This window comes from Chryseobacterium rhizosphaerae (genome assembly GCF_003385455.1).
Classification (GTDB): domain Bacteria; phylum Bacteroidota; class Bacteroidia; order Flavobacteriales; family Weeksellaceae; genus Chryseobacterium; species Chryseobacterium rhizosphaerae.
In genome coordinates, this window is record NZ_QNUF01000013.1 from 45,913 (window position 1) to 72,546 (window position 26,634).

The 26,634-nt window shown below is 35.7% G+C and carries 25 protein-coding genes and 1 other RNA gene; 23 read left to right on the forward strand and 3 right to left on the reverse strand.

Annotation, left to right across the window (positions count from 1 at the left end):
• Positions 1-25 precede the first annotated feature (25 nt).
• The 5 genes from DRF57_RS12625 to DRF57_RS24260 all read left to right on the forward strand — a co-directional run bounded on the left by DRF57_RS12625 (position 26) and on the right by DRF57_RS24260 (position 6,914).
• A complete protein-coding gene (locus DRF57_RS12625; RefSeq protein WP_047495862.1) occupies positions 26-1,909 on the forward strand; it encodes a type VI secretion system baseplate subunit TssF in 1,884 nt (627 codons plus the stop codon).
• Between the two features lie 22 nt (positions 1,910-1,931).
• Positions 1,932-2,861, forward strand: coding sequence for a DUF6845 domain-containing protein (locus DRF57_RS12630; RefSeq protein WP_115918835.1), 930 nt, complete (start codon positions 1,932-1,934; stop codon positions 2,859-2,861).
• Positions 2,862-3,080: 219 nt separating this feature from the next.
• A complete protein-coding gene (gene uvrA, locus DRF57_RS12635; RefSeq protein WP_047495856.1) occupies positions 3,081-5,912 on the forward strand; it encodes an excinuclease ABC subunit UvrA in 2,832 nt (943 codons plus the stop codon).
• Between the two features lie 313 nt (positions 5,913-6,225).
• Positions 6,226-6,630: a hypothetical protein gene (locus tag DRF57_RS12640; protein WP_047495847.1), complete on the forward strand. Its 405-nt coding sequence runs from the start codon at positions 6,226-6,228 to the stop codon at positions 6,628-6,630.
• 149 nt (positions 6,631-6,779) lie between these two features.
• The gene (locus tag DRF57_RS24260; RefSeq protein WP_081989218.1) at positions 6,780-6,914 is read left to right on the forward strand and encodes a bacteriocin-like protein; all 135 of its coding nucleotides are present in this window, start codon (positions 6,780-6,782) and stop codon (positions 6,912-6,914) included.
• Positions 6,915-6,947: 33 nt separating this feature from the next.
• Here the strand turns inward: DRF57_RS24260 and DRF57_RS12650 are convergent, their stop codons facing one another.
• The gene (locus DRF57_RS12650; protein WP_052188792.1) at positions 6,948-7,481 is read right to left on the reverse strand and encodes a DUF3828 domain-containing protein; all 534 of its coding nucleotides are present in this window, start codon (positions 7,479-7,481) and stop codon (positions 6,948-6,950) included.
• A 150-nt stretch (positions 7,482-7,631) separates the two neighbouring features.
• Between DRF57_RS12650 and DRF57_RS12655 the strand changes: the two genes are divergently transcribed.
• The 7 genes from DRF57_RS12655 (at position 7,632) to DRF57_RS12685 (ending at position 15,355) form a co-directional block, all read left to right on the forward strand.
• Positions 7,632-9,584 carry a type VI secretion system Vgr family protein gene (locus DRF57_RS12655; protein WP_047495844.1) on the forward strand — a complete coding sequence of 651 codons (1,953 nt, stop codon included), beginning with the start codon at positions 7,632-7,634 and terminating at the stop codon, positions 9,582-9,584.
• A gap of 10 nt (positions 9,585-9,594) precedes the next feature.
• Positions 9,595-11,496, forward strand: coding sequence for a phospholipase effector Tle1 domain-containing protein (locus DRF57_RS12660; protein WP_047495841.1), 1,902 nt, complete (start codon positions 9,595-9,597; stop codon positions 11,494-11,496).
• A 10-nt stretch (positions 11,497-11,506) separates the two neighbouring features.
• A complete protein-coding gene (locus DRF57_RS12665) occupies positions 11,507-12,670 on the forward strand; it encodes a DUF2931 family protein (RefSeq protein ID WP_081989217.1) in 1,164 nt (387 codons plus the stop codon).
• A gap of 9 nt (positions 12,671-12,679) precedes the next feature.
• Positions 12,680-13,855 carry a DUF2931 family protein gene (locus DRF57_RS12670; protein WP_081989216.1) on the forward strand — a complete coding sequence of 392 codons (1,176 nt, stop codon included), beginning with the start codon at positions 12,680-12,682 and terminating at the stop codon, positions 13,853-13,855.
• Positions 13,856-13,985: 130 nt separating this feature from the next.
• Positions 13,986-14,498: a DUF421 domain-containing protein gene (locus DRF57_RS12675; RefSeq protein ID WP_047495833.1), complete on the forward strand. Its 513-nt coding sequence runs from the start codon at positions 13,986-13,988 to the stop codon at positions 14,496-14,498.
• 5 nt (positions 14,499-14,503) lie between these two features.
• Positions 14,504-14,995, forward strand: coding sequence for a GNAT family N-acetyltransferase (locus DRF57_RS12680; RefSeq protein WP_047495831.1), 492 nt, complete (start codon positions 14,504-14,506; stop codon positions 14,993-14,995).
• 132 nt (positions 14,996-15,127) lie between these two features.
• Positions 15,128-15,355 carry a hypothetical protein gene (locus tag DRF57_RS12685; RefSeq protein ID WP_047495828.1) on the forward strand — a complete coding sequence of 76 codons (228 nt, stop codon included), beginning with the start codon at positions 15,128-15,130 and terminating at the stop codon, positions 15,353-15,355.
• Positions 15,356-15,466: 111 nt separating this feature from the next.
• On the opposite strand, the gene DRF57_RS12690 is transcribed toward DRF57_RS12685, so the two are convergent.
• Positions 15,467-15,781, reverse strand: a complete 315-nt coding sequence (locus tag DRF57_RS12690) for a DUF4286 family protein (protein WP_047495825.1) — start codon at positions 15,779-15,781, stop codon at positions 15,467-15,469.
• 148 nt (positions 15,782-15,929) lie between these two features.
• Here DRF57_RS12690 and gyrA point away from each other — a divergent pair, with 148 nt between their 5' ends.
• From gyrA to DRF57_RS12725, 7 genes are all read left to right on the forward strand, one after another.
• Complete coding sequence (gyrA, locus tag DRF57_RS12695; protein ID WP_047495822.1) at positions 15,930-18,515, forward strand: DNA gyrase subunit A; 2,586 nt, start codon at positions 15,930-15,932, stop codon at positions 18,513-18,515.
• A 28-nt stretch (positions 18,516-18,543) separates the two neighbouring features.
• Positions 18,544-19,569 (forward strand): tetratricopeptide repeat protein, encoded by a 1,026-nt coding sequence (locus DRF57_RS12700; protein ID WP_047495819.1) that lies wholly within the window; start codon positions 18,544-18,546, stop codon positions 19,567-19,569.
• Positions 19,570-19,723: 154 nt separating this feature from the next.
• A complete protein-coding gene (locus DRF57_RS12705; protein WP_047495817.1) occupies positions 19,724-20,560 on the forward strand; it encodes a 1,4-dihydroxy-2-naphthoyl-CoA synthase in 837 nt (278 codons plus the stop codon).
• Positions 20,561-20,648: 88 nt separating this feature from the next.
• Positions 20,649-21,578, forward strand: coding sequence for a 1,4-dihydroxy-2-naphthoate octaprenyltransferase (menA, locus tag DRF57_RS12710; protein ID WP_047495814.1), 930 nt, complete (start codon positions 20,649-20,651; stop codon positions 21,576-21,578).
• Positions 21,579-21,596: 18 nt separating this feature from the next.
• On the forward strand, positions 21,597-22,043 hold the full coding sequence (locus DRF57_RS12715) for an SRPBCC family protein (RefSeq protein ID WP_047495812.1): 447 nt from the start codon (positions 21,597-21,599) through the stop codon (positions 22,041-22,043).
• Positions 22,044-22,048: 5 nt separating this feature from the next.
• Positions 22,049-22,336, forward strand: coding sequence for a hypothetical protein (locus tag DRF57_RS12720; protein WP_047495809.1), 288 nt, complete (start codon positions 22,049-22,051; stop codon positions 22,334-22,336).
• A 118-nt stretch (positions 22,337-22,454) separates the two neighbouring features.
• Entirely contained in the window at positions 22,455-23,141 is a 687-nt protein-coding gene (locus tag DRF57_RS12725) for a metal-dependent hydrolase (RefSeq protein ID WP_047495806.1), read from the forward strand.
• A gap of 98 nt (positions 23,142-23,239) precedes the next feature.
• Here the strand turns inward: DRF57_RS12725 and ffs are convergent.
• An RNA gene (ffs, locus tag DRF57_RS12730) (signal recognition particle sRNA small type) lies at positions 23,240-23,337 on the reverse strand.
• A 132-nt stretch (positions 23,338-23,469) separates the two neighbouring features.
• Between ffs and DRF57_RS12735 the strand changes: the two genes are divergently transcribed.
• The 4 genes from DRF57_RS12735 (at position 23,470) to DRF57_RS12750 (ending at position 26,531) form a co-directional block, all read left to right on the forward strand.
• Complete coding sequence (locus DRF57_RS12735) at positions 23,470-24,066, forward strand: DUF4199 domain-containing protein (protein WP_047495803.1); 597 nt, start codon at positions 23,470-23,472, stop codon at positions 24,064-24,066.
• A 17-nt stretch (positions 24,067-24,083) separates the two neighbouring features.
• On the forward strand, positions 24,084-25,034 hold the full coding sequence (locus DRF57_RS12740; protein WP_047495800.1) for a glycosyltransferase family 2 protein: 951 nt from the start codon (positions 24,084-24,086) through the stop codon (positions 25,032-25,034).
• A 198-nt stretch (positions 25,035-25,232) separates the two neighbouring features.
• A complete protein-coding gene (locus DRF57_RS12745) occupies positions 25,233-25,622 on the forward strand; it encodes a hypothetical protein (RefSeq protein WP_047495798.1) in 390 nt (129 codons plus the stop codon).
• Between the two features lie 207 nt (positions 25,623-25,829).
• Entirely contained in the window at positions 25,830-26,531 is a 702-nt protein-coding gene (locus DRF57_RS12750; RefSeq protein ID WP_047495796.1) for a GIN domain-containing protein, read from the forward strand.
• The last annotated feature ends 103 nt before the right edge of the window (positions 26,532-26,634 follow it).

The following is a 26,634-nucleotide window of genomic DNA, read 5'->3' on the forward strand; positions in this document are numbered from 1 at the left end:
TTTTTTTTAACAGCACCAAAAATTTATGAATTTAGATCAGAATATATATTCCAAAGAATCTGTAAAAGCCAGAATGCTTCAGAATGCAACTAAAGTATGGGGACTCAAAAGCCCTCAATCTTTAGATCCTTTTGTAAAACTACTGATAGATGCATTCAGTACAGAGGTCTTTAAGGCTAATAACGAAATTCAGACGGTTAATGCCCGTATTTTAGAAAAACTGGCAAAACTTCTTACGCCATCCATTTATACACATCCTATTCCGGCTCATTCTGTAGCTTTTACACAACCTTATGAGTCTTCCGAAGTCTTACTGGAACATACGGAGTTTTTCTTCCGTAAACAGATGACTTCTACCATAAAGTCGGAATCAGACAAGCAGTTGAATATTCCCTTTACTCCGGTAGGAAATGTAAGGATTAATAAAGTTCATACTTCAATTATGTTTGTAGGAAATACATGTTACAGTATAGATGACCGTTTCAATAAAATTCCTATTGCCAGATTTCCGGGAAAACCCGAAGACTATAGAAAAATTACAGTAGGGATTGATGTCAGTAAATATACGAACGAAAATTTTCCTAAATATTTAAGCATCTTTTGCTCCAATCCTGCATTTGAGCATTTAGACTTTGTCTATAAATTATTACCTTATATCAGCGTTACCAGTAATGGCAATCCATTGTTTGTAAGAGAGGGGCTGAGTTATCTTACGGAAAACCAGCCGGATGGTTACGAACAGATGTTCAGAGAGCAGTCTATCCGAAACAAAGTGATTGAAGATATTAAAAGTATCTACCGTCATAAATTTATTGAGGTTACAGGAATTTCCAACAGTTTATTTTCAGAGCCCGGAAAACTTCCGCAAAATCTTGAATTCCTTCACGGAAAAGAAGAAATTGTGAAATATATGGAGAATAAAAAGTTTCTATGGCTAACTTTTGAATTTCCACCCCAGTTTTCAGCTGAAATCCTGGATAACTTTTCATTTGTACTGAATGCGTTTCCCATCTACAACAGAGGTTGGAAGAAAACAGAATACAGTTTAGATATCATGGGAAATAATATTCCTCTGGTTACTGACGAAGGAGAGCATTTCCTATATGTAGATGATGTTCAGGACGGAGACGGAAGAAAATATACAGAAATTCCTTTTACACCGGCAGATGACCTTAAAAAAGGTTTATATACTGTAAGAAAAGGAGGAATGGAACGTTTCACCAGCAGGAATGCTGTAGATATGATTGCCAATGTTCTGGAGCTGACCCGGGATGAGATTGCTGCTTTTTCTCTTCTCAACAGAGATAATGTAAAAGGAGTATTGAGTGAAATGTCTGATAAGATGAAATCTATGGTACAGAAAGTGAATAATGCCAAAAGAAATATCAGACAGGAACTGAATTATGTCATTATGGAGCCTGTAGAAAAAACAGACCATACGTATGCTTCTTTCTGGGTAACCCACTGTACTTTAGCTAACCATATGCGTCCCGGAACAGAGCTGTCTAATCAGCTGAAATCTCAGACTATTGTTTTGCTTGCTGAAACTCTGGGAGGAGCGGAAGAACAAAAAGGAACAGACAGCATCCAGGCTTATAAATATGCATTGACAACAAGAGATAAGATCATTTCACTTGAAGACGTTAAGAATTACTGCAGGATGGTTCTGAAAGATGAAATGAGAGACGTAAGGGTAAGAAGGGGAACGATGGTCAGCAACAGACCTAAAGAAGGTTTTGTAAGAACAGTAGAAGTGGAGATTGTTCCACAAAACTATTCCTTCTATGGAAGAGCATATTGGGAAAATATGTCTAATATTCTTAGAAATCAAATTATTGCCAAAGCCATAGATGGTATTGAATATCTGGTGAAAATCACCAATGAGGATGTTGAATTTCAGGATATGTAAAACTAAACGAACACCAAAAAATATGAGAAAGATAATAATACTGGCCATGGCTTTATCCCTGACAGTAGTGAATATAAGCTGTAAAAAGGGAGCTGATAAGCTGGGAAATGCTGTTTTGAATCTGGGTGGAGAACAGGATGCAAATGCTATTATTGATTTTAATAATAACTTTTTAGACTCCTATAAAAGCACTTCTAAACATATAGAAGGGATCTTAAAGTATGCAGATGCTGCTGTCTCGAAATCCAAAGGGGAAGAAGTCCTCATAATGCCTATTGTAATAAGCTCGATGGATTATAGCTTTTCAAAAATCAAAGGTGTTCCTTCCGGATTTGAAAAAGATAAAGCCGCTATTGAATCAGATTTCAATATTTACAAAACGAAAAAAGAAACAATAGAAAAGAAGTTTGAGGAGTTTAAATCTTATATGAATTCCGAAGATTATAAAGATGATAAAGGTGCCAAAGCTGAGAGCTTAAGAAAAGAGCTTGAAACTGAAGCTAATGCGCTCTATTTATCAGGGGAGAATATTATGATGAAGATTAAGCCTGCAACAGATGCCGCTGAAGAAGTAATTCTTAAAGATCATCCGTTGAAAGACTATATCATATCTTCCAAAAGTGTGATGAATTCTTTAGATTCTGTGGTAGAATTGCTTGGTAAGCAATATACCGGAAAATTTAATGAAGCTGATGCACAGAAAAAGTATGATGAATTCGCTAAAGCTGTAGAAGCCAATTCAAAATTGGTTTTCGATGTGAAAGATCCACAGTATGCTTATAAAAAATCTCAGTTTGAAAGTTTTAATAAAAATGCTTCAAACTTTTTAGACTCGTACAGAAAATTAATCAGGGATTCTAAAGCAGCAGGTAAAATACCGGATAGCAATATCCAGCAAATTGACTCATCTTATGAATCTGTATTAAGTTCATACAATTCATTTGTAAAATAATAATACATACTATAAACGATAAAAAGATCAATATAAACTGTATTGGTCTTTTTTTATTTTTCTGAAAGAATCCACAAAATCTTTTATAGATTTCCCTGAGTACTTCTGTATCACTCAATTTAATAAAGATTAAACTTTTATACCTTTTACGATTAATAAATTTCCATAAAATTCCGTAATTTTGCACGTTGTGATTTTCAGGCAAAGTCACTCTGAATTATGAGCAAATCAACAGAATATATAGAAGTTTACGGAGCACGTGAGCACAATCTAAAGAATATTAACGTTAAAATTCCGCGAAACGAGCTGGTGGTAATTACCGGGCTTTCCGGAAGTGGAAAATCTTCACTGGCTTTTGATACCATCTTTGCAGAAGGCCAGCGTCGTTATATCGAAACATTCTCTGCCTATGCACGCCAGTTTCTGGGTGGGCTGGAGCGTCCGGATGTAGATAAAATAGAAGGGCTTTCTCCTGTCATTGCTATTGAACAGAAAACAACCAATAAAAACCCGCGTTCTACTGTAGGAACTGTTACAGAGTTGTATGATTTTCTGCGTCTTTTATATGCAAGGGTTTCTGATGCTTACTCTTTGTCTACCGGGCAAAAGCTGGTAAGCTATACAGAAGATCAGATTCTTGAAACCATCAAGGAAAACTATAAAGGAGAAAAAATAATGCTGCTGGCACCCGTAGTACGATCCAGAAAAGGACATTACCATGAGCTTTTCGTACAGATGGCGAAAAAGGGTTATGGACAGGCTAGAATTGATGGAGAATTACAGGATATTGAATATGATTTAAAGCTTGACCGTTATAAAACCCATGATATTGATATTGTTATCGACCGTTGGATCATTGGGGAAAGTGCGTCAGAGACACGAATGGAAAAATCATTGCGTACAGCAATGGAAATGGGTGAGGGAATCATCGGAATCCAGAAGTTGGGAAGTACAGATATTGAATATTTTTCCAAAAATTTAATGGATGCTGAAACAGGACATTCCTTAGCATTACCGGAACCTAATACTTTTTCCTTCAACTCTCCGAAAGGAAGCTGCCCAAACTGTAAAGGACTGGGGATGATCAAAAAGATCAATACAGATTATTTTACAGACAATCCAAAATTATCAATCAATCAGGGTGGATTATTACCCCTAGAAGATATCAAATCAAATAAATGGATTCTTGCGCAGATTAAAAATATCCTTGAGATCTTCGGACTGGGATTGACAACACCTTTGCAGGATATTCCGGAAGAAGCTTTGAATTATATCTACAATGGCTGCCACAAAGAATTTAATAAAGATCTTAAGTATGCAGGAATTACCAAAAAAATAAAGATCAGCTTTGATGGTTTGATTCCGTTTATGGAAGAAATTATTGACGAAAGAGAATCTTATGAGGCGATCTTGCTGGAAAGACATTTTACTACGGAAGAAACCTGTCCTGAATGTAATGGAAGCCGTCTTCAGCCTTCAAGCTTAAGCTTTAAAATAGATGGTAAAAATATTGCTGAGGTCAATGGGTTAAGCTTAGCTGATTTAAAAGATTGGTTAATTGATGTAAAAGATAAATTCTCAGAAAAAAATAAAATTATTGCTCACGAAATTTTAAAGGAAATTGAAACCAGGCTTCAGTTCTTGCTGGATGTTGGTTTGGATTATCTAAGTTTGAGCAGAAGTTCGAAAACCCTTTCCGGAGGAGAATCCCAAAGGATACGTCTGGCAACACAGATAGGGTCCCAGCTCGTTAATGTATTGTATATTCTGGACGAGCCAAGTATTGGTCTTCACCAAAGAGATAATGAAAGGCTGATTCACTCATTAAAGAACCTTAGAGATATTGGAAACTCTGTACTGGTGGTTGAGCATGATAAAGATATGATTCTTGAAGCCGATGAGGTGCTGGATATTGGTCCTAAAGCCGGAAAATTCGGAGGAGAGATTCTTTGGCAGGGGAAACCTAAAGATTTATTGAAAGCGGATACCATAACCGCTCAGTATATCAATGGAAAAAGAAAAATCGCCATTCCTGAGGAAAGGAGAGCCGGAAGCGGAAAAAATATACTGTTAAAAGGAGCTACAGGAAATAATCTTAAAAATGTAACTCTGGATGTTCCTCTGGGAAAACTGGTTGTGGTAACCGGAATTTCAGGAAGCGGAAAATCTTCACTGATCAACGGAACATTATATCCAATCCTTAATAAACATTTTTACAGAGCAGTTCAGGAACCTTTACCTTATAAAAAAATTGAAGGTCTGGATAATATTGATAAAATTGTAGATGTAGACCAGACTCCGATTGGAAGAACGCCACGTTCCAATCCTGCAACCTATACAGGAATGTTTACAGACATCAGAAATCTTTTTGCAGAATTACCTGAGAGTAAGATCCGGGGGTACAAACCGGGAAGATTCTCTTTCAATGTAAAAGGGGGAAGATGTGAAACCTGCCAGGGTGGAGGATTAAAAGTAATTGAAATGAACTTCCTTCCGGATGTATATGTTCATTGTGAAACCTGTAACGGAAAACGTTTCAACAGAGAAACCCTGGAAGTCCGCTACAAAGGAAAATCCATTTCCGATGTACTGGATATGACCATTGATGAAGCGGTAGATTTCTTCCAGCCCATTCCTAAGATTTTTGCAAAAGTAAAAACATTACAGGATGTAGGGTTAGGATATATTACCTTGGGACAGCAGTCAACAACCCTTTCCGGAGGAGAAGCACAGCGTATCAAGTTAGCAACGGAACTGGCAAAAAGACAAACTGGAAATACCCTTTATATCCTGGATGAACCTACTACCGGACTGCATTTTGAAGACGTGAAAATCCTGATGGAAGCCATTAATAAATTAGTGGAATTAGGAAACTCATTTATCATCATCGAACATAATATGGATGTGATTAAATTGGCAGACCATATTATCGATGTAGGACCTGAAGGAGGAAAATATGGAGGACAGATCGTAGCCCAGGGAACTCCTGAAGAAATTGTAAAGTCTAAGAAAAGTCTGACAGGAAAATTTTTGAAAAGGGAACTTGAATAATAAAAAAACAATTTAATCATACAAAAGAATCTGCAAAAGCAGATTCTTTTTTTATTTAAATATGGGGATTTCAGGCTAAAAAAAATTATAAGATCAAAGAAATAATGCTAAATAATAAGGATTTAATGCTATAATCTACCTTCCAATATTAAATTTTCACCTATTTTTAAATTTTATATTACTGTAAATCAATTGTTTATATTTCAATGTTAACTCAATGTTAACTCAATGTGAAATTAGTATGAATTATTTTAATAACTTTGAGTAAGAGATAGAGAATAAATCCAAATATAATCTTTAAAACCAAATAGTTATGAGAAATAAAATTCAAATATTGACCGCTTTACTTTTCGTTGTTGGATTTTCTGCGGTAGTGAATATTGCTCAGGCACAAACGACAGATCATAATACAATCCAGGAAATTCAATTGAATAAAAGCGAAACTTTTAATGACATCAGGACTCAGCTGATCGCTAATTTTGATCTTACCAATCCTGAATATAAACAAGGAACAGTGAATTCAGTAGTAAAATTTGATATTGCAAAAAACGGAAAAATTGTGAATGTCCATTCCAGTGGCGATTGCAAAAGTGTAAGCAAAGAAATTGAGTCTGTTCTAAGCGAACTTGATTATAGAGTAGACCGCAAAAAAATAAGTGACAATATGGTTGCCTATACGTATGTAATGCCTGTAACCGTAGAAATTAATAACAGATAGTACTCACAGCCTATTGTAAATAAAACAAGGCAGACTTTTTTATGGTTTTCATCTAAAAAAGATGTAAATAATGAAAATTTTGAATATTAAATTGTAATAACAATTACTAAGATTCGTTTAATTTTGCTCAACCATAAAATTAAAACGATATGAAAAATTTAAAGAAACTGACTAAATTAGATTTGAAATCAGTGTACGGAGGAGAGCCAAAACAATATTGTACGTATTGCGAATGGGCAAATAAAGTTTTTTGCAGTGAGATTCCAATCGTTCAATGTCCATAAAAAGAAAAACCGCTTGTAAAAGCGGTTTTTCTTTTAACGGGTACTTTGTACAAACTCTTTCATTCTTGTTTTAAGATCTTTAGAATTTCCGATAGAATCAAAGGTGATATTATCAATTTTCCAGCTCCCATCACGTTCCACCAAATGTATGGTATCTGTCCATGATACTGTAGGAGAGGTCATATTGTACTCAAAACGGACGAGCACCTGGGCTGAAGCATTGTGAATGTCCATAGATTGGATCTTGTAAGCAGTATAGCCTTCATACAAACTTGAAAAAATAGCCCCTTCAAATATCAGCGGTTTCTCATCTGGATGATCACTTTTTTTTACTTTTTCGATATCTGCTTTTGATGCATTTATGGCATTTTGCAAAGTCTTTTTTAGGTCCGGGGAAAATAAATCATCCGGAATAGGCTGGTTATATACAGCTTCATTGGATTTTCCATATTGGCTGTAAAGCTGGTTTACTTTTTCGGTGATCTCTTTTTTTTCAGTCGATGGAGTTGCTGTTTTACTACAAGTAATAAAGCAGAAGCTTACATATATAAAAAGTAGTCGTATCATAGTATAGAATTATTGTTTTTTGAAAATTCAAAAGATATACCAAGTATTCAAGCGTTGAACAATTTCTGATAAAAAACTTACCAATATTTAATTTTAAAATATTTCCTATATTTGTGATAATTAGATCCTGATTAGCACAAAAAACACAACATGAAAAAAAACACGACTTCAGAACGTGTATCCTTTATTGATGGATACCGTGCGCCTGATAATGCTCAGGCAGTGAAAGAAAATAACACAGCAGGAATCAACCGTATTGTCAAACTTTCCGCAGTAATTAACGGGGAAATCATTTCAAGTTTTAAACATTTTAAATTAAAGCAAAGTGCAGTAACCCATCACGAATTTGAGTTAACATTGGCCCATGATGCTTTATCCGAAAAGCAGGGACATCAGCTGGAACAGGCCAATGCTTTTTTAGGAAAACGCCTTACCATTAAAATTGCTTACAAAGATTTCGAAACCAAAAACAGTCCTGAAAGAGTTTTCGTAGGAATCATTACCAAAGTAGGTTTCAGTCAGGAAGCTCACAGTTTGGGAAATATTGTTTTAAAAGGATTCAGTCCTACCATTCTTTTGGATGGCGCTCCTCATACACAGAGTTTTGGGGGGTCCCAGCCTGTGAATACAGGAATTATAGCGGATGAGGTTATTAAACAAGGGATAGATCCTTTCTGGTATGACTTTAGGGTAAATGCCAAAGCCTCGTCGCAAATTGTCTACAGCTCCCAGTACAATGAAACCCATTATAATTATTTATGCAGATTGGCAGAAGCTTATGGAGAACAGTTTTTCTATGACGGAGAAGTCCTGCATTTCGGAAATATGCCGGCTCCGGCAGCTCCCCTTGAATTGATAAGTGGAAGTAATGCCTCAAATGTTCATACTGAACTTAGAGCACTTCATACTCATCCTGCTTATTATGGATATAACAGTAGTAAAAATACCATGCTGACTTCAGGAGAAACCCCTTTAAAACATATGGGAAGCCTTGCCAAGACCGCTTATACAAATAATGAAAGCATTTTCAAGACCCCTTCACTTCAGTCGGCTCCTATTAAGGCAGCTACCGATATGGATGTGGTGAATTCCCAAACTGGCGCATGGGGCAGTAAAGGGGTAGATGTGTTTGTAGTATCCGGTGATACCACGATGCCGTTTCTATATCCCGGCTGTACAGCAGATCTTTATCTGAGAAAACCAGATTCCAACAAAACAGGGTATTTCACAAAACTCATGATGACAGAAGTTACCCATGAAATAGATACTTTAGGACATTATAAAGGAAGTTTTGAAGCCATTGCCTCAGATACTGGGTATATTCCCAAACCTGAATTTACAACTCCTTTTGCGGAAACACAGCCGGCAGTAGTGATCTCCAACGAAGATCCTTTGGGGCAAGGACGTGTACAAGTAAAATTTCTGTGGCAGCTTAATGAAACCACAGATTTTATCAGAGTGATGAGCCCGGATGCAGGCGGAACAGATCAGATTACCCAAAACAGAGGATATGTAGCCATTCCAGAAGTGGGAGACCAGGTAATGGTAGGATTTGTACATAACCATCCGGACCGTCCTTTCGTGATGGGCGGAATGTTCCATGGCGGAGTTGCCCTTGGTGGTGGTGTGAATAACCATTTAAAATCTATTCAGACCAGAAGTGGTATCCGTATTCTGATGAATGATGCCGAAGGAAGTGTGAATATTGTAGATCCAAGTGGTAACAATTATTTTATGGACGGAAAAGGAAACATAACAGTATCCGCACCTAATGATATCAACTTCAATGCAGGAGGAAACTTCAATATCAATGTGGGGCAAAATATGTCTACCAGCGTTGGAATGAATAAAATGGATATGGTGACGATGAATCATAGTGAAAGTGTAGGTATGATAAAAACTTCTTCCGTGATAGGAGATTCTCAGGTTTTCATCACAGGAAAGCTTACTGAATTTATAGAAGGAGACGTTCACAGTGAAGTAAAACAGGAACGTAATGAAATTTCAAGAAAAGAAATGAATTTCAGTACCGAAGAAAACTTTACAAGCCATACGAAAAGTTCGATCCATATGAACAGTGGCGAAAAAGGACATAATCACTAATATTTTTCCTATGAGCAGAACAAGAATTGTCAACGGGAAATATACCAAAGTAACCGAAAAAGGGTATAACCTGTACTCTGAAGGAAATACCAATATTAATGCATTAGGTTTGAATAATCTGAATGCAGATAAAGATATTCATCATGGCTCTGCGGTGGAAAAAGCTCCGGCATATCAGCCTAAAGACTCTGTAAATGTTTTTATCGGGATGTTTTTTGATGGCACTGGAAATAACAGGTATAATTCTGATAAAACCTACTACAGTAAGATCAACTCTGGGGAAACCTATTATAAAAATGATACTGTTCCTCAGGAATATTACGAAACCATAAAAGATCCCAAAACCGGAAAACAAAAAAAGATTAAAATTTCAGACCGCGATAGTTACTGGAATCCATATTCCAACGTTGCCAAACTGTTTGATCTTTATAAAGAGAAATTAGAAGCAGCCAAAGATGATGAATATCCGGAATATGGGGAATATGCTATTTTAAAACAATATGTAGAAGGCATAGGAACGAAACAGGATAAAGAAGATGATATTGCTGGTTCCTGTGCAGGAAGAGGAGATTGGGGAGTGATTGGCAGGGTAGAGGAAGGGATTAAAACTGTAATAGAAAATGAGTTTAAGGGTATTTCTAAAAATAAAAAAATTAATAAGATTGTATTTGACGTTTTCGGATTCAGCCGGGGAGCTGCAGCAGCAAGACATTTTTGTAATGAAGTCAAAAAGTCTGCAAAATACGATACGGTGATGCGGGATGAAATGGATATTAAAATGGGACGCCCCAAGATCTCTTATGTTTCAGAACATGCAGGTGGTCTCTTTGGAAAAAAACTGCGCAAAGCAGGATATCAACCGGTGGGAGATACCTTTACTATAGAAATCCGTTTTCTGGGAGTATTTGATACAGTGGTTTCCGATATGGTCGTGAAAGAAAATATAGGATATAAAGTAGCGGGAGTTTTGATTAAAAATCCTTTAACTGTTCCTTACAGTATTGCCGCATTTCTAGGGCAGGCTTCGCTTCAGGACATTAAAACGAAAGTATCAGGATTGGGAATCAAAAAGATTTTCCATATTACCGCCCATAATGAATGGCGGAAAAATTTTGCATTAACTCCCACAGAAGAAGGTTATACGATATCGATGCTGGGCGCCCATTCGGATATAGGAGGCGGCTATGCCCATCTGGATAAATACACTGCCGTTTTGGATTATTTTGATGTGGAAGTAGGAGATGATAAAACCCTTAAAGAAAAGGAAAAAATAAGACAGTTTTATATCAATCAGCGTATCTCTACAGAAAAAGAGATTGCATTTAGAAATACGTACGATCATGTAAAAGAAACAACAATAACGAGCGCAGGAGTGGGAACACGGGAGATCAAAGCAGAGCCGGATTTCCCGGATAAAGAAAAAACAGTATCCAAAAGTTCCTATTACCAAATATTTCAAACCAAAGAATCAGACCATTATATTCTGGAAGATTCCCGATATATTTCTAATAAATACAGTTTAGTGGCCATGTATATGATGTTGCAAAAAGGAATAGATAATAAAGTACCTTTTTATGATGATTATAATAAATCACCAGATGTAAAGAAAAAATTTGAATATGAAATTCCAGATACAGATAAATATAAAGTATTGAAGCAGTATATGGATGTGATGCTGGAGGAAAGTAAAAAAGAAGGAGTTGGAAATTATACAATATCTTCAGAAATGTATCAGCATATTTGTAACCATTATATCCATCTTTCTGCTAACTTTGGAGGACTTGCTGCAATAGGTGTAAAAACGGGAGACCATCATCTTTTGGAAAGTGTTGGTTTTGTCAACCAACCAGTCGCTCCTAAAGTGGATAAAGATGGTAATATCTATTATGAGAGAGAAAAATGGTACCCTTAGATAAGAATGTATGATAAAAATAAATAAAATTAAAAGTATAGTATTATTGTTACTAAACTTATTGCTAATAATAAGCTGTGGACCTAAGGATAAATTTGAATGGAATGCAGGAATTTCCGCACCAAAAAATTATATCTCAGGAGGCCCGTTTGTGGAATATTTTTATCAAGGAAATGGGGTAGCAGGTACATCTGCGAATGTAGGAATAAATCCTGGTTGGGGAATGACAAGTGGCGGTTATACAGGAGGCGAAATATTTAAACCTGTTCCTGATAGTATTTCTGTTAGCTGGCGCTGTGGCCTTGATTTGATTGAATATAAAGTTGGGGCAAAACTTCCAAGAGAAAAAATGCTGGAGCTATTTAAAAGAGGAAAAGAAATTAAAGGGAAGAAAGAAAATTATAATCAAATTATCACAGGTATGGCTCCTGGAGGAAACGTAACGGTATGGCTCTCTGGTTCATTTGGAAATGAAGAAATTACAAGAATTAAGGCTAAACGTGTAGGAGAGACTGATAAAGATGATCCTAATTCAGTAACTCTTTGGACATCAACAGGAGATGAAGCAAAAGATATTTTGAAGTACACTTATCTTCATGGTATTCCCTATTCAGTTTGGGAAAAAGGAGAAAAAACGTACCAATATGATATAGGATTTAGCAGTGAAGAGAATCGTGATTTTTACGAATCAGTTACAGCTTTTTCAAAAGACGGTAGTTATATATTTCTAAATGAGAATCAATTTATTATTCCTTACAAGGATTGGTTATCTAATCATATTATGGACGGTGTGAAAGAAGGCAAGCTGCCTGTTCATACAGTAGTTCAATGGATCTCAGAAGATGATAAACAATGGTATAAAGGAGAGATTGTTTTCCCTGTTGATTTTCAAAATACTTTTGAATCCTTTTATCAAAAGAATAAAAATGTTCATATTGTGTACGTAATGGATAAGTTGAATCCTTCTGGAAATTATACGTTTGGAACAATATGGTTACAAGGTTCCACTTCAAAAGAACGTATTATGAAGTTTCGATTAGCCAAGCTTAATAATGAAACTAGAAAATATGAGATATCAAAATACACTTTCCCCAAAGGTTTTGTAGTTCCCAAATGGGAAGGCAGAATCCCTCTTCAAAGGCCAACTGATTTAGAATATTGGCAGGAAGAATAATGTTTTTTAATGATGAAAAAAGCAAAAAACGCACTATTATTTTCATTAACCTTGGTTCTGCTATTGCAAATAGTAGGCTGTCACCCCAAAGATAAATTTGAATGGAATGCAGCATGGTCAGCACCTAAATTTTATGGAAATGGTGGTCCGTTTGTTGAATTTTTTTATCAGGGAAAAAGTATTGCTGGAGCTTCTGCCAGTATTGGAGCAGATCCTGGTTGGGGCTTAACGAGTGGCGGTTATGCAGGGGGAGACATTTTTAAACCTGTTCCAGATAGTGTTTTTGTAAAATGGATTTGTGCCATAGATGGTTATCGATATGAAGGTGGATCTAGACTTCCCCAAGATAAAATGTTGAGCTTATTTAGAAATGGCTGGAATTCTAAGGGAGAAAAAGAAAATTATACTCAGATTATAGCAGGTTTTGCTCCTGGAGGGAATGTAACGGTTTGGGTGTCTGGGCAAGGAAATAATAAAGAAATAATAAACTTTAAAGCCAAAAATAAAGGAGTTTGGAAAGAAAGTGAAGAGGCAGAAAAGATTGAAAAAGAGATTCTTTCTTCAGAAAAATTTATTAATTCAGAAGTTAACATATATCGTTATCTGCATGGTGTACCTTATTCAGTTTGGGAAAAAGGAGAAAAAACATACCAATATGATATAGGATTTAGCAGTGAAGAGAATCGTGATTTTTACGAATCGGTTACAGCTTTTTCAAAAGACGGTAGTTATATATTTCTAAATGAGAATCAATTTATTATTCCTTACAAGGATTGGTTATCTAATCATATTACGGACGGTGTGAAAGAAGGCAAGCTGCCTGTTCATACAGTAGTTCAATGGATCTCAGAAGATGATAAGCAATGGTATAAAGGAGAGATTGTTTTCCCTGTTGATTTTCAAAATACTTTTGAGTCATTTTATAAAAAGAATAAAAATGTTCATATTGTGTATGTGATGGATAAGTTGAATCCTTCTGGAAATTATACGTTTGGAACAATATGGTTACAAGGTTCCACTTCAAAAGAACGTATTATGGAGTTTCGATTAGCCAAGCTTAATAATGAAACTAGAAAATATGATGTTTCAAAATACACTCTTCCCAAAGGCTTTGTAGTTCCGAAATGGGAAGGTAGAATTCTTCTTCAAAAGCCAACAGATTTTGAATATTGGCAGGAAGAATAATATGATCCTATTTTGTAAAATATACTCTTTGTTGTTAACGAAGGAGCTATGCACACAATCTTCCATAACCAAAGAAATACTTTTCTCATCAATACCAAAAAATCAATACATTTGAATAGATAAAAAAATGATGGATCCTATTCTTAATGTTGTAGTTCGTTCCCTTTGCGTTTACCTTTTCATGGTGATTGCCATTCGTTTATTTGGAAAAAACCAATTATCCCAGCTTAATGCAGGAGATATTGTTTTGTTGCTGCTGATCTCCAATGCTGTTCAGAATGCAATGGTGGGACAGGATACTTCTTTGCAGGGAGGCCTTATTGCTGCATTGGTCCTGTTTTTGGCTAACTTCATTTTAAAAAGACTGATGTTTTCCAATCATTCCTTTGAAACATTTATGGAAGATGATCCGGTAGTTCTTATCAAAGATGGAATTGTAGATCAGATCGCCTTGAACAGAGTGAAGATTACTGAAAGTGAACTGGAGGAAGCAATCAGAGAACATGGCATTGATAAAATAGAGAAGGTAAAGCTGTCTGTGCTGGAAGTTGACGGAAACATCAGTGTGGTTTCTGAAGATGAGAAAAGCAAACAGACTCATTATACGAGAATCAAAAGAAAAAATAAAAGAAAATACCATTAAATAGAATGAATTACGAATTAAGAGAAATGCTTCCCAATGATGGGGCTCGGGTACTTGAGATTTTCAGGCAGGGAGTTGATAGTGGTATCGCCACTTTTGAAACAGAAGTTCCTACTGTAGAAGCCTGGGATATGGAATACTTCAACGCCTGTCGCTGGGTATTGGAAAATGAGAATAACGAAATCGTAGGATGGTGTGCCTTGAAACTGGTGAGTAAAAGAGAATGTTATAAAGGAGTTGCAGAAGTAAGCATTTATTTCGATAAAGATTATCAGGGTAAGGGATTGGGGTCGGTATTGCTTAAAAAGATGATTTTGGATAGCGAGGATCACGGATTCTGGACTTTACAGACCAATATCTTTCCTGAAAATGAGATGTCTATCAAATTCCATCAGAAAAACGGCTTCAGAATAGTGGGAGTTCGCAAGAAAATAGGAAAGCTCAACGGAGAATGGAAAGATCTTATAATGTTTGAAAAAAGAAGTGAAATAATTTAACAAAATATCAACACTGATAAAACTGTTTTATCCATTATAGACTTTACGCTTTATATCCGGAATCTGGAATTTTAAACAATTTGGCATTAACCTTGTTATCTTTTGGCAACTAAGTTTGAAAAAGTGAAAATAATGAAAAGTATGTTTAAAATCATGGGAGCAGGTGCGGTCATGCTGATGTTAACGTCTTGTGTGGTCCATGAACACCACGGAAGAAGGCTTCCGCCGGGACAGGCAAAGAAGATGTATGGAGGAAGCGCAAGATATTATGCTCCCGGCCAGGTAAAAAAAGTATATATTTATGAAGATGGAGGTCGCGGTCGTCATCATAAAGGTCGTGGTCATGGCCATCACAGATAATGAATAAAAAAAAGAGGTTAAAATAATAACCTCTTTTTTTATGTTCTGACTATAAAATATATTATAGATTCATATCAGGCTGGTGAACAGCCTCTGTCCATTTTATTGATATTAAAATCTGGATTTCTTAGGATTCAAAAAAGTATTGAAGATGATAACTTCCTGTCCGAATTTTGTTTCGACACGTTCAGCAATATTTTTTAATTCACTTTCAATAAAATCATTTCTGAGTTCATCATTATCGAAGACCAAAAGAAGATTGTAATTTTTTCCATCTTCAATATAATCACTGTGTACCTCAGAAAGGATATATTTGTTTACATCCATTAAGTTTTCAGTCATTACAACCAGTGTTTCATCAATATAATTTTCCCATTCCTCTAGATTATTTTTCGTGCAATGGAAAGTTATACTTAATATGCTCATATTTTATGAATTTTTAAGATTTTTTGGATAAATTCTACCACAAAAATCGGCAATTTTTTCGTAAATTAGCCCGTTAATAAAAATTCGAAATAAATAATTTTCAGACATACAGCTAAAGGTCTGGCTATCATTATAATAAAATTTGTTTATGCAAAAAGAAGGAGAAAGACTGATTCCTATCAACATCGTTGATGAAATGAAATCGTCTTATATCGATTATTCGATGTCTGTTATCGTCTCAAGAGCGTTACCGGATGTAAGAGACGGTTTGAAACCCGTTCATAGAAGAGTACTTTACGGTATGTATGGATTAGGGGTTTTTTCTAATAGAAAATATTTAAAATCTGCAAGAATTGTTGGGGATGTTTTAGGTAAATATCACCCGCACGGAGACTCCTCTGTATATGATGCAATGGTGAGAATGGCTCAGAACTGGAGCTTGCGTTATCCTCAAGTGGATGGCCAGGGTAACTTCGGTTCAATGGATGGTGACCCACCAGCAGCAATGCGTTATACTGAGGCAAGATTAAAGAAGATCTCTGATGAGATTCTTTCAGACCTTGATAAAGAAACAGTTGATTTTCAGAATAACTTTGATGACAGTTTACAGGAGCCAACAGTAATGCCAACTAAAGTTCCCAACCTTTTGGTAAACGGAACTTCAGGGATTGCAGTAGGTATGGCCACCAATATGGCACCTCATAACTTATCAGAATCTATAGATGCTATCTGTGCCTATATTGATAACAGAGAAATAACAATTGATGAGCTGATGCAGCATATCATTGCTCCGGATTTTCCTACAGGTGGAATTATCTATGGATATGACGGGGTAAGAGATGCTTTCCATACAGGAAGAGGTAGAGTTGTTTTGAGAGCTAAAGTAAGCTTTGATGAAATTGGAAACAGAAATGCAATTATTGTAACTGAGATCCCTTATCAGGTGAACAAGGCGGAAATGATTGCCAGAACTGCTGAACTCGTTAAAGATGATAAAATCCCTGGTATCTATGAGATCAGAGATGAATCAGACAGAAACGGACTTCGTGTTGTTTATGAATTGAAGAATGACGCTATTCCGAATGTTGTCCTAAACTTATTGTACAAATATACAGCACTTCAGACTTCTTTCAGTGTTAACAATATTGCTTTGGTACACGGAAGACCGGAACAGCTGAATCTTAAAGATATCATTCACCACTTCGTAGAGCACAGACATGAAGTAATTGTAAGAAGAACTCAGTTTGAGCTTAAAAAAGCTAAAGAAAGAGCTCATATCTTGGAAGGATTCATGAAAGTGATCGGAACTCAGGATGCTCTGGACAGAGCAATTTCTATTATCCGTCATAGTGCCAATCCTCAGGGAGCAAAAGAAGGCCTAATCGAGGCATTTGAGCTTTCAGAAATTCAGGCTCAGGCGATTCTGGATCTTAGATTAGCCCGTTTAACAGGAATGGAGCTTGATAAAATCCGTGATGAGTATGATGCCATTATGAAAGAGATTCAGAATTTGGAAGATATCTTAGCGAATGAGCCAAGAAGATTCGAAATTATCAAAGAAGAATTACTTGAGATCAAAGAAAAATATGGTGACGAAAGAAGAACGGAGATAGATTATTCAGGAGGAGAAATGTCTATTGAAGATATTATTCCAAATGAGTCTGTCGTTCTTACTATTTCGCACGCAGGATATGTTAAGAGAACTTCACTTTCAGAATACAAAATTCAAAGTAGAGGAGGTGTAGGAAACAGAGCCGCAACGACAAGGGATGAAGACTTCCTGGAGTACATTGTTTCTGCTACCAACCACCAATATATGCTGTTCTTTACAGAAAAAGGAAGATGTTATTGGTTAAGAGTATTTGAAATTCCTGAAGGTTCTAAAACTTCAAAAGGAAGAGCGGTACAAAACCTTATCAACATTGAACCGGATGATAAAATCAAAGCGTATATCAGAACCAACAACCTGAAAGATTCCGAATATGTAAACCAAATGAGCGTAGTGATGGTAACTAAAAACGGTACCATTAAGAAAACGTCACTTGAAGCTTATTCAAGACCAAGGGTTAATGGGGTTAACGCTATTGAGATCAGAGATAATGACCAATTATTAGGAGCTTACCTTACAAATGGTACTTCCCAGATTATGATTGCTACCAAAAATGGTAAGTGTATCCGTTTCCCTGAAGAAAAAGTAAGAGAAGTAGGTAGAGGATCTATCGGGGTGAGAGGAATTGCTCTTGAAGAAGGTGACGAAGCAATTGGTATGATTGTTGTGAATGATGTGGAGAACGAAACAGTACTTGTGGTATCTGAAAAAGGATACGGAAAAAGAACTGCAGTAGAAGACTACAGAATTACAAACAGAGGAGGAAAAGGAGTTATTACCCTAAACATTACCGAGAAAACAGGAAATCTGATTGCTATTCAGAATGTAACAGATGAAGATGGATTGATGATCATCAATAAATCCGGAGTTGCTATCAGAATGGGAATGGATGAAATGAGAGTAATGGGTAGAAATACACAGGGAGTAAAAGTAATCAACCTTAAGAAGAATGACGAAATTGCAGCAATTGCAAAAGTAGAAATGGATAAAGATGTAGAAGAAGAAATTGAAGAGGGAGAAGAAGGAATAGAAATTGTAACTGATAACCAGGAAAATGATGGAGCACCTCAGGCTGAAAAAGAAAATACAGCAGAGGAAAATGAGAATTCTGATTCTGAAGAATAAATTGTACAATTAATATAAAATAGTTATTATGAAGAAACTTATTTTAGGTATGGCTATCGTAGCATCTTCTTTTGCTTTTGGACAGAAAAAAGATGTAAACGCTCAGCTTCAGGCGGCTAATACAGCTGCTATGGATGCCTATAATGCAAAAAATTATGCAGCTGCTGCCCCTAAGTTTGTAGAAGTTTATGACTTATTGAAGGCTAACGGTCAGGATAATAAGATCTATATGTATTATGCAGGGCTTAGTCATGCACTGGCAAACAATACTGATCCTGCAATTAAAATATATAATGATCTTATCAATTCCGGATTTACTGGAGTAGAGACTACTTATACTGCAAAAGATAAGAAATCCGGACAGGTTGTTAATTTAGATAAGGCTACCTGGGAGCTAATGAAAAAAAATACTGATTATTCAGATTTTAAAACTGAGCAGTCAAAAAGTATAGAGCCGGATCTGTATGAAACTTTAACTTCATTACTTCTTAGTGCAAAGAAAACAGATGAAGCTCTTGTTGTTATAGAAAAAGGATTGGCTAAATATCCTAATAACGCTAAGCTTAAAGAAGCTCAAAGTACTGCTTATTTCCAGTCTGGAAATACTGAAAAGTTTATTGGGACTCTAAAAGAACAGTTGGCTAAAAACCCTGCTGATGCTACAAACTGGTATAACCTTGGGGTAATGCAGTCTAAGAATCCAGCAACAACAGCAGATGCCATTGAATCATTCAAAAAAGCAATAGAGGTTAAACCTACTATGGCAGAAGCACACCAAAACCTTGTGTATACTACTATTGGGGATGATTCTAAGATTGTAACTGAGATCAATGCTTTGAGAAAAGATAAGCCGGATGAAGCTACTAAATTGATTGATGCTAGAAAAGAGAGATTTGCTAAAGCTTTACCTTATGCTGAAGCATGGTACAAAGCAGCACCTCAAAGTCTGGATGCCGTTTCTGCACTAAAAGAAATCTATGTTGTTACAAAGAATATAGATAAAGTAAAAGAAATGAAAGCTAAAGAAACTGAGCTTAGTGCTAAAGCGAAATAATAGCTGTAAAGAAAATAATGATAAAGCCGGAACAGAAATGTTCCGGCTTTATTTTTTTAGGACCACAAAGTCCTTATTTTTTGTAGCAGAGATCGATAAATTTCACCCCAAAAATTCTCTGTAATTCCGTATCTTTGAGAAAAATTTTTATAAGATGATTGAGTGGAAAACCGTCAAAGAATACGAAGATATTACCTATAAAAAATGTAATGGAGTAGCAAGAATTGCTTTCAACAGACCGGAAGTACGTAACGCTTTCAGACCTAAAACAACTTCAGAATTATATGATGCTTTTTATGATGTCTATGAAGATCCTTCTATAGGGGTGGTATTGCTTTCAGGAGAAGGACCAAGCCCGAAAGATGGAGGCTGGGCTTTTTGTAGTGGTGGAGACCAAAAAGCAAGAGGACACCAGGGATATGTGGGAGAAGACGGGAGGCATCGTTTGAATATTCTTGAAGTTCAGCGTTTGATCCGTTTTATGCCGAAAGTAGTTATCGCGGTTGTTCCGGGATGGGCTGTTGGTGGAGGCCACTCTCTTCACGTAGTATGTGACTTAACTTTAGCAAGTGAAGAACATGCAATTTTTAAGCAGACAGATGCTGATGTAACAAGTTTTGACGGCGGGTACGGATCTGCTTACCTTGCTAAAATGGTAGGACAGAAGAAAGCTCGTGAAATCTTCTTTTTAGGAAGAAATTACTCTGCTCAGGAAGCTCTTGAAATGGGAATGGTTAATAAAGTAGTTCCACATGCGGAATTAGAAGATACTGCCTATGAATGGGCACAGGAAATATTAGAGAAATCTCCAACCTCTATCAGAATGCTGAAATTTGCAATGAACCTTACTGACGATGGTATGGTGGGGCAGCAGGTTTTTGCCGGTGAAGCTACACGTCTTGCCTATATGACGGAAGAAGCAAAAGAAGGAAGAAATGCCTTCCTTGAAAAAAGAAAACCGAACTTCGGAGAAGATCAATGGATATCATAAACTGTAAAAAGTACAAAGTAAAATGTATTAATGATTCAACACATTAGACTTTTACTTTGTACATCATACATTTTACATTATACAAATTATGACTGATTGGATAAAAGCCGCAAGGCTAAGAACACTGCCGCTTTCTTTAAGCGGAATTATTATGGGAGCTTTTATTGCAAAATGGAGGCTTTACAGAGAAGGGGGAACCTGGGACTGGAAAATTTTTGCATTGGCACTTCTGGTAACACTTTTATATCAGATTTTGTCAAATTATGCCAATGATTATGGCGATGGAGTAAAAGGAACAGATGCCAGGAGAATCAATGAAGCTGAATCAAGAGCTGTTGCCTCAGGAAAAATTACGGCCAAGCAGATGAAAAATGCAGTCATTCTTTTTGCAGCACTGTCTTTCATTGCTACAGTCGCTTTGCTGTATGTAGCTTTCATTCCAAACTATATGAACGAATTCTATATTTTCATAGGACTGGGAGTCGCAAGTATTTTAGCTGCTATTGGATATACAGTAGGTAAAAAACCTTACGGATATATGGGATTGGGAGACATCTTCGTATTTATCTTTTTTGGGCTGGTTTCTGTATGCGGAAGCTATTTCCTGTTTACCAAAACATTCAGCTGGGATATGCTGTTGCCGGGAACGGCAGTAGGGATGATGAGTATGGCTGTTTTAAACCTTAACAATATGAGGGATATTGAAAGCGATAAACTATCAGGAAAAAATAGTTTTGCCTTAAGGATCGGGTTTAAAAATGCAATGATCTATGAAATGATCCTTTTACAACTTCCTTTGGTATTGATCCTTATATTTTTAGGAGTTAACGGGTTTATACAGGCTCAGAACTATTATGTATTTATTGTAATGATCCTGTTGTTTCCGCTTGCAAAATTAAGGAGAAGTATAATGTCGGTAAAAGAACCTAAAGAATTAGATCAGTATCTGAAGCAGGTGGGTATCATGACTTTCATTATGGCAATCCTTACGGCAGCAGGGCTTAATTTATTTCACTAAATCTAAAAATATATTATCATGAGTTCTACAATCTATGTTGAAGCGCAAATGCTTATCAGAAAATCGATTGAAGATGTTTTTGAAGCATTCATCAATCCTGAATTGACGACTAATTTTTGGTTTACAAAATCTACCGGAAAATTAGAAGAGGGTAAAACCATAATCTGGGAATGGGAAATGTACGGCGTAAAATCCGAGGTGAAAGTTCATCAGATTATTCCTAACCAACTGATTAAAACAGAATGGGGAGAGCCTTCAACGCATGTAGATTATGAATTCAGAGTAATGGAAAAAGGAACCCTTGTTGTTATTAAAAGCTATGGATTCAGCCAAACCGGCGAAGATCTTTTAAAAATAATCAATGATAATACAGGTGGTTTTACCACAGTTTTAGATGGCTGTAAAGCTTACCTGGAACATGGAATCAACCTGAGGCTGATTGAGGATAAATTTCCTCAAAAATAGACAATATGAAGACCGTTTTAAAAGTAACTTCTTGTATATCTATCGCTTTAGCCTTATCTCTTGTTTATTATTTAATTCAAGAGCTAATGGGAGGTATGTCAATGCTTGAAATTGATTTTATTCCCGCCTTGATTACCTTGATAATTATTTCTAATGCCGTTTTAGGGTTTTATGTATTAGCTGGAAAATTACAACCAATGAAACCATTATTGGTACTCCAGATTTTAATAATAATACCAACATGCCTGTTGATTTATGAGTTTTTTTTGAAATCACCAATGGGATGTTCTTAAATTAAAAAGACGCAGATGACAAGAATATTTTTACAAAGGTCACTAGCATAATATTGTGCTATTTGTGAAAATCATTTGAGTCATTTGTGTTGAATAATAATTGAAAATTAAATTGAAAATGAAAATACAATTCTTAGGGCAAAATTGCTTCTTGTTCACCTATAAGGACAAAACAATTTTGAGTGACCCTTTCTACAATTACAAAAAAGCGGAGTCAGGATTTGACATTACTGCTCAAAAAATCGACTATATTCTGTTGACACATGCTCATGGTGATCATATCGCTGATGTGGGTGAAGTGTTGCAATATTATCCGGAAGCTACCATAATTGGAGTTCCTGAAGTATGTGGTTATTTTAAATCAGCGAAAAATACAGACGATGTCAACTTAGGAGGATCGGCAAAAATCGACGATCTTAAAATTTCCATGGTTCCGGCTCACCATACGAGTTCTTTTCCGGATGGGAGCTATGGAGGGGTTCCTGTAGGGTATATCTTCAGACTTCCTGAGGGTAAAAACATCTATTTGGCTGGTGATACAGGAGTAATGGCTGATATGGAGCTGTTTCCAAGATTATACGGGAATATAGATCTTTCCATACTTCCTATTGGGAGCCACTACACGATGTGTCCGAGAAAAGCTTCTTTTGCAGCAGCAGAATTATTAAAGACACCAAAAGTAATCGGTTGCCATTTTGATACTTTCCCTGCAATTGAAATTAATCATGAAAGTGCATTAAAGCATTTTGCAGACAGAAATGTAGAACTTGTTTTACCAAAATTGGGAGAGGAGTTCGAATTTTAAAAAATTGGGGTAATCTGAAAATTAGAAAATGATGTGTAAGGTATTAAAAACAAAAAAAGATAATTATCAAATTACCTCTCTCAACTTAAACCAAAAAAAAATGGCAAGCTACCTAAATCACACCGCTACGACCGATTACCTTTGCTGCGTTCCCACCCTGGAGGATTCTCAGGAGCTGGTTGTTTAGGACTTGCCGTTGCAAAGGTAGGAATAATTTATAAACTTCAAAACTTTATCAAAGAAAATTTGTTGAAAAAATGCAGTGGTAGAGCTAAACAGCTGACATCTAGGAGAATAATTTTTCAACTTTTTTCTTAAAAAATTAAATATGACGAAAAGTCCATCAACATTAGGAATTATACTTTTTATCGCTACAATGATCATTTTCTTTGTAGTGTATTCATTTTTCTCAGGAATCAATTATTTTGATATATCACTGAAAGCCAATGCTTTCGTGTTGCCTGTCATCTATGCTGCTACAGCATTCTGGTCTGTAAAATCATATTGGAATAACCATAAAATGGGTTTTAGAGAAGCTTTCAAGAGAGCATTTGTTCCGATGTTTATCGGAGGAATCCTTTCTATTTTCAGTATTTATGCTTTCTTAAATTTTGCAGATACGGATGCTAAAAAGCTGCTGAATTACCAATATGTCCAAAGACAAAAATCAGAATTGGATACAGAATATACTTCTGCAAGAAAGATTTTAAAACATCAAAAAGACATTGATGAGCTGGATCAGAAATACAAAGAGAGGTTACAAAGCTTCACTCCAGAGGCTGTAAAAGGAAAAGATATGCTTACCGCAAGTCATTTTTCAGGATATTTTGCAGCAATTCTTATATTTTACGTAGTTTTGTCGGTGTTTTTCGGTGCGTTTTTCAGAACAAAGACAATTCAGCCAGAAGAAACAAATCAAGCCTAATTTTTATTAAAAATTAAATGAATTTATCTATAGTTATTCCGTTACTGAACGAAGAAGACTCTCTGGAAGAGCTTTTTTCAAGAATTGATAAGGTCTGCACAACCGGTAATCTATCTTATGAGATCTGGTTTGTAGATGATGGAAGTACGGATTTATCGTGGAGTATTATTGAGAATTTAAAAGTACAATACCCTCAGATCCACGCAATTAAATTTTCCAGAAATTACGGAAAATCACAGGCACTTCATGCTGCTTTTGAAAGAACAAACGGAGATGTGGTGATCACCATGGATGCCGATTTACAGGACTTTCCCGAAGAAATTCCTGAACTCTACAATATGGTAATTAATGATAATTATGATATTGTTTCCGGTTGGAAGAAGAAGCGTTTTGATAATGTGATGACAAAAAATATCCCATCAAAACTGTTTAATGCGGCAGCAAGAAAAGTTTCCGGAGTTGAACTTCATGATTTCAATTGTGGTTTGAAAGCCTACAAAAGACAAGTGGTAAAATCCATCGACGTATATGGAGATATGCATCGTTATATTCCGGTATTGGCTGCCAATGCAGGATTCCGAAGAATTACAGAAAAAGAAGTAAAGCACCAGGCAAGACCTTATGGAACTTCCAAATTTGGAACAGAAAGATTTATCAGAGGTTTCCTGGACTTAGTAACCCTTTGGTTTGTAAGTCGTTTTGGAGGAAGACCTATGCATTTCTTTGGTGCCGTAGGAACGGTAATGTTCATTTTCGGTTTTCTTTCAGCATTGTGGCTGGGAGTTTCAAAGCTGATTGATGTGGCCAGAGGAATTTATGGACATTTAATTACCAATAATCCTTGGTTCTATATTGCATTAACAATGATGATCATGGGAACCTTACTGTTTGTGGCAGGGTTCTTGGGAGAAATGATCATCAGAACCAACCGTGAGCATAAGAATTATAATATTGATGATGTGATATAAGGATAATATATTTGATGATGTGTAATTATAATGTTTATTTTAAAACAATCATCTGATATATGACCATTCCCTTCCTTTGGAGAGATGGCAAATCGTAGATTTGACGGGTGGTCCAATATATATTCTATCTCAATAAAATAAAAAATACCTCAGAAATTTTCTGAGGTATTTTTTATTTTTGCAGAAATTAATAATCAAATGCTGAAATTCAGACTTCTTTCCGTTTTCTTTCTCCTGTTTCTTATGTTTTCCTGTTCGTCTAAACAACTCATTGGTTCATGGCAATTTTTAGATGTTTATGATGGCGAAAAGCAGGAGGTACGTCCATTGATTCAAGAAGGAAAGACTTCTCAACATGAAACAGCGGTTCTTACTTTTCACAAAAACAGGTCTTTTTCTTCAATGGATGATAGCGGGGTATACCAAAAGAAGAAGAATATATTGAAAATGAAATATAATGACTTAAAAGATACAGCACAAATGAAGATTACTTATATCAACCACGATTACCTGCTTCTATTCTCAATGACTAAAAATCCTAAAACCTGGTTGTATAAAAAACTGAATCAAAAAAGGGCTGAAGAATAGGTGGACCCCAAAAAAGTCAAAAAATTGAAAATTATCAGGTATTTTATTGTCAAATGACAAAGTTTTTTAAAAATTTTAATCCTATTTTTGTTACATAATATTATTGTGAGTTCCTGAATTGGGTATGAAAATAACCTCAGGAAATTTCAGTAAGAATGATCATGCCTGATCATTACCATTAATATATAGAATATTTTAAAAATAAATATGAAGAAAGTATTGTACACATTGATGCTGGTAGCAGTAGTTTCCTGTGGGAAAGTTTCTCCAAAAGGAAATATTGAGAAGAAGGATGTGGAGGTTTCAGAGTTTGTCAATCTGGATTTGGAAGGAAAATTCAGGGTGTTTTATGCCAGAGGCCCGAAAAATTTTGTAGAAATAGAAACCTATCCCAATGTAGCCAGTAATCTTGATGTGGATGTAAACAATAAAACACTTACCATCAAAGAAAAGAGAGGTACAAAAGGTGTAGATTTTTATAATGTGACCATTTATTCAAAATACAATCTTGAAAAAGTAGCTGTTTCTGATTCTGTAGAAATGAATATTTCAAGTGAAATAAAGACAGATAATTTCAGACTTAGCATGAAAAATAATGCTACTTTTATGGGATCTGTCAATACAAGAAGGGCTGAAGTGGAAATGCATAACAGAAGCAGAGCCAACTTTTTAGGATTGACCAAAGAAGCGGTGATTAAAATTTCAGATACAGCAAGTTTAATTGCTCCTTACTGGAAAATTACCAATCTGAATATTGATTCTAAAAATGGAAATTATGCTGAAGTGAATGTAAAAGACTCTTTAAAAGGACATGTGCAGAATACAGCAAAATTCATCTATTATAACGATCCGATCCGAGCTTTTAAAATTGATAAAACAACGAAAGTTGAGAATAAAAAATTAGAGTAATTGTAGCTGGAGGGCAGAAGCTGGAAGATGGGAGTAATGGTAGTTTTTTAAACTTCTTGTTTTCCATATTGAAAATTTTTCCTCCAAGCATAAAAAATTAAAT

What these genes read in the sequence shown, in the direction of transcription:
- DRF57_RS12625 (WP_047495862.1), top strand. Translation starts at nt 26, where the DNA reads ATGAATTTAGATCAGAATATATATTCCAAAGAATCTGTAAAAGCCAGA.
- DRF57_RS12630 (WP_115918835.1), top strand. Translation starts at nt 1,932, where the DNA reads ATGAGAAAGATAATAATACTGGCCATGGCTTTATCCCTGACAGTAGTG.
- uvrA (WP_047495856.1), top strand. Translation starts at nt 3,081, where the DNA reads ATGAGCAAATCAACAGAATATATAGAAGTTTACGGAGCACGTGAGCAC.
- DRF57_RS12640 (WP_047495847.1), top strand. Translation starts at nt 6,226, where the DNA reads ATGAGAAATAAAATTCAAATATTGACCGCTTTACTTTTCGTTGTTGGA.
- DRF57_RS24260 (WP_081989218.1), top strand. Translation starts at nt 6,780, where the DNA reads ATGAAAAATTTAAAGAAACTGACTAAATTAGATTTGAAATCAGTGTAC.
- DRF57_RS12650 (WP_052188792.1), bottom strand. Translation starts at nt 7,481, where the DNA reads ATGATACGACTACTTTTTATATATGTAAGCTTCTGCTTTATTACTTGT.
- DRF57_RS12655 (WP_047495844.1), top strand. Translation starts at nt 7,632, where the DNA reads ATGAAAAAAAACACGACTTCAGAACGTGTATCCTTTATTGATGGATAC.
- DRF57_RS12660 (WP_047495841.1), top strand. Translation starts at nt 9,595, where the DNA reads ATGAGCAGAACAAGAATTGTCAACGGGAAATATACCAAAGTAACCGAA.
- DRF57_RS12665 (WP_081989217.1), top strand. Translation starts at nt 11,507, where the DNA reads ATGATAAAAATAAATAAAATTAAAAGTATAGTATTATTGTTACTAAAC.
- DRF57_RS12670 (WP_081989216.1), top strand. Translation starts at nt 12,680, where the DNA reads ATGATGAAAAAAGCAAAAAACGCACTATTATTTTCATTAACCTTGGTT.
- DRF57_RS12675 (WP_047495833.1), top strand. Translation starts at nt 13,986, where the DNA reads ATGGATCCTATTCTTAATGTTGTAGTTCGTTCCCTTTGCGTTTACCTT.
- DRF57_RS12680 (WP_047495831.1), top strand. Translation starts at nt 14,504, where the DNA reads ATGAATTACGAATTAAGAGAAATGCTTCCCAATGATGGGGCTCGGGTA.
- DRF57_RS12685 (WP_047495828.1), top strand. Translation starts at nt 15,128, where the DNA reads ATGAAAAGTATGTTTAAAATCATGGGAGCAGGTGCGGTCATGCTGATG.
- DRF57_RS12690 (WP_047495825.1), bottom strand. Translation starts at nt 15,781, where the DNA reads ATGAGCATATTAAGTATAACTTTCCATTGCACGAAAAATAATCTAGAG.
- gyrA (WP_047495822.1), top strand. Translation starts at nt 15,930, where the DNA reads ATGCAAAAAGAAGGAGAAAGACTGATTCCTATCAACATCGTTGATGAA.
- DRF57_RS12700 (WP_047495819.1), top strand. Translation starts at nt 18,544, where the DNA reads ATGAAGAAACTTATTTTAGGTATGGCTATCGTAGCATCTTCTTTTGCT.
- DRF57_RS12705 (WP_047495817.1), top strand. Translation starts at nt 19,724, where the DNA reads ATGATTGAGTGGAAAACCGTCAAAGAATACGAAGATATTACCTATAAA.
- menA (WP_047495814.1), top strand. Translation starts at nt 20,649, where the DNA reads ATGACTGATTGGATAAAAGCCGCAAGGCTAAGAACACTGCCGCTTTCT.
- DRF57_RS12715 (WP_047495812.1), top strand. Translation starts at nt 21,597, where the DNA reads ATGAGTTCTACAATCTATGTTGAAGCGCAAATGCTTATCAGAAAATCG.
- DRF57_RS12720 (WP_047495809.1), top strand. Translation starts at nt 22,049, where the DNA reads ATGAAGACCGTTTTAAAAGTAACTTCTTGTATATCTATCGCTTTAGCC.
- DRF57_RS12725 (WP_047495806.1), top strand. Translation starts at nt 22,455, where the DNA reads ATGAAAATACAATTCTTAGGGCAAAATTGCTTCTTGTTCACCTATAAG.
- DRF57_RS12735 (WP_047495803.1), top strand. Translation starts at nt 23,470, where the DNA reads ATGACGAAAAGTCCATCAACATTAGGAATTATACTTTTTATCGCTACA.
- DRF57_RS12740 (WP_047495800.1), top strand. Translation starts at nt 24,084, where the DNA reads ATGAATTTATCTATAGTTATTCCGTTACTGAACGAAGAAGACTCTCTG.
- DRF57_RS12745 (WP_047495798.1), top strand. Translation starts at nt 25,233, where the DNA reads ATGCTGAAATTCAGACTTCTTTCCGTTTTCTTTCTCCTGTTTCTTATG.
- DRF57_RS12750 (WP_047495796.1), top strand. Translation starts at nt 25,830, where the DNA reads ATGAAGAAAGTATTGTACACATTGATGCTGGTAGCAGTAGTTTCCTGT.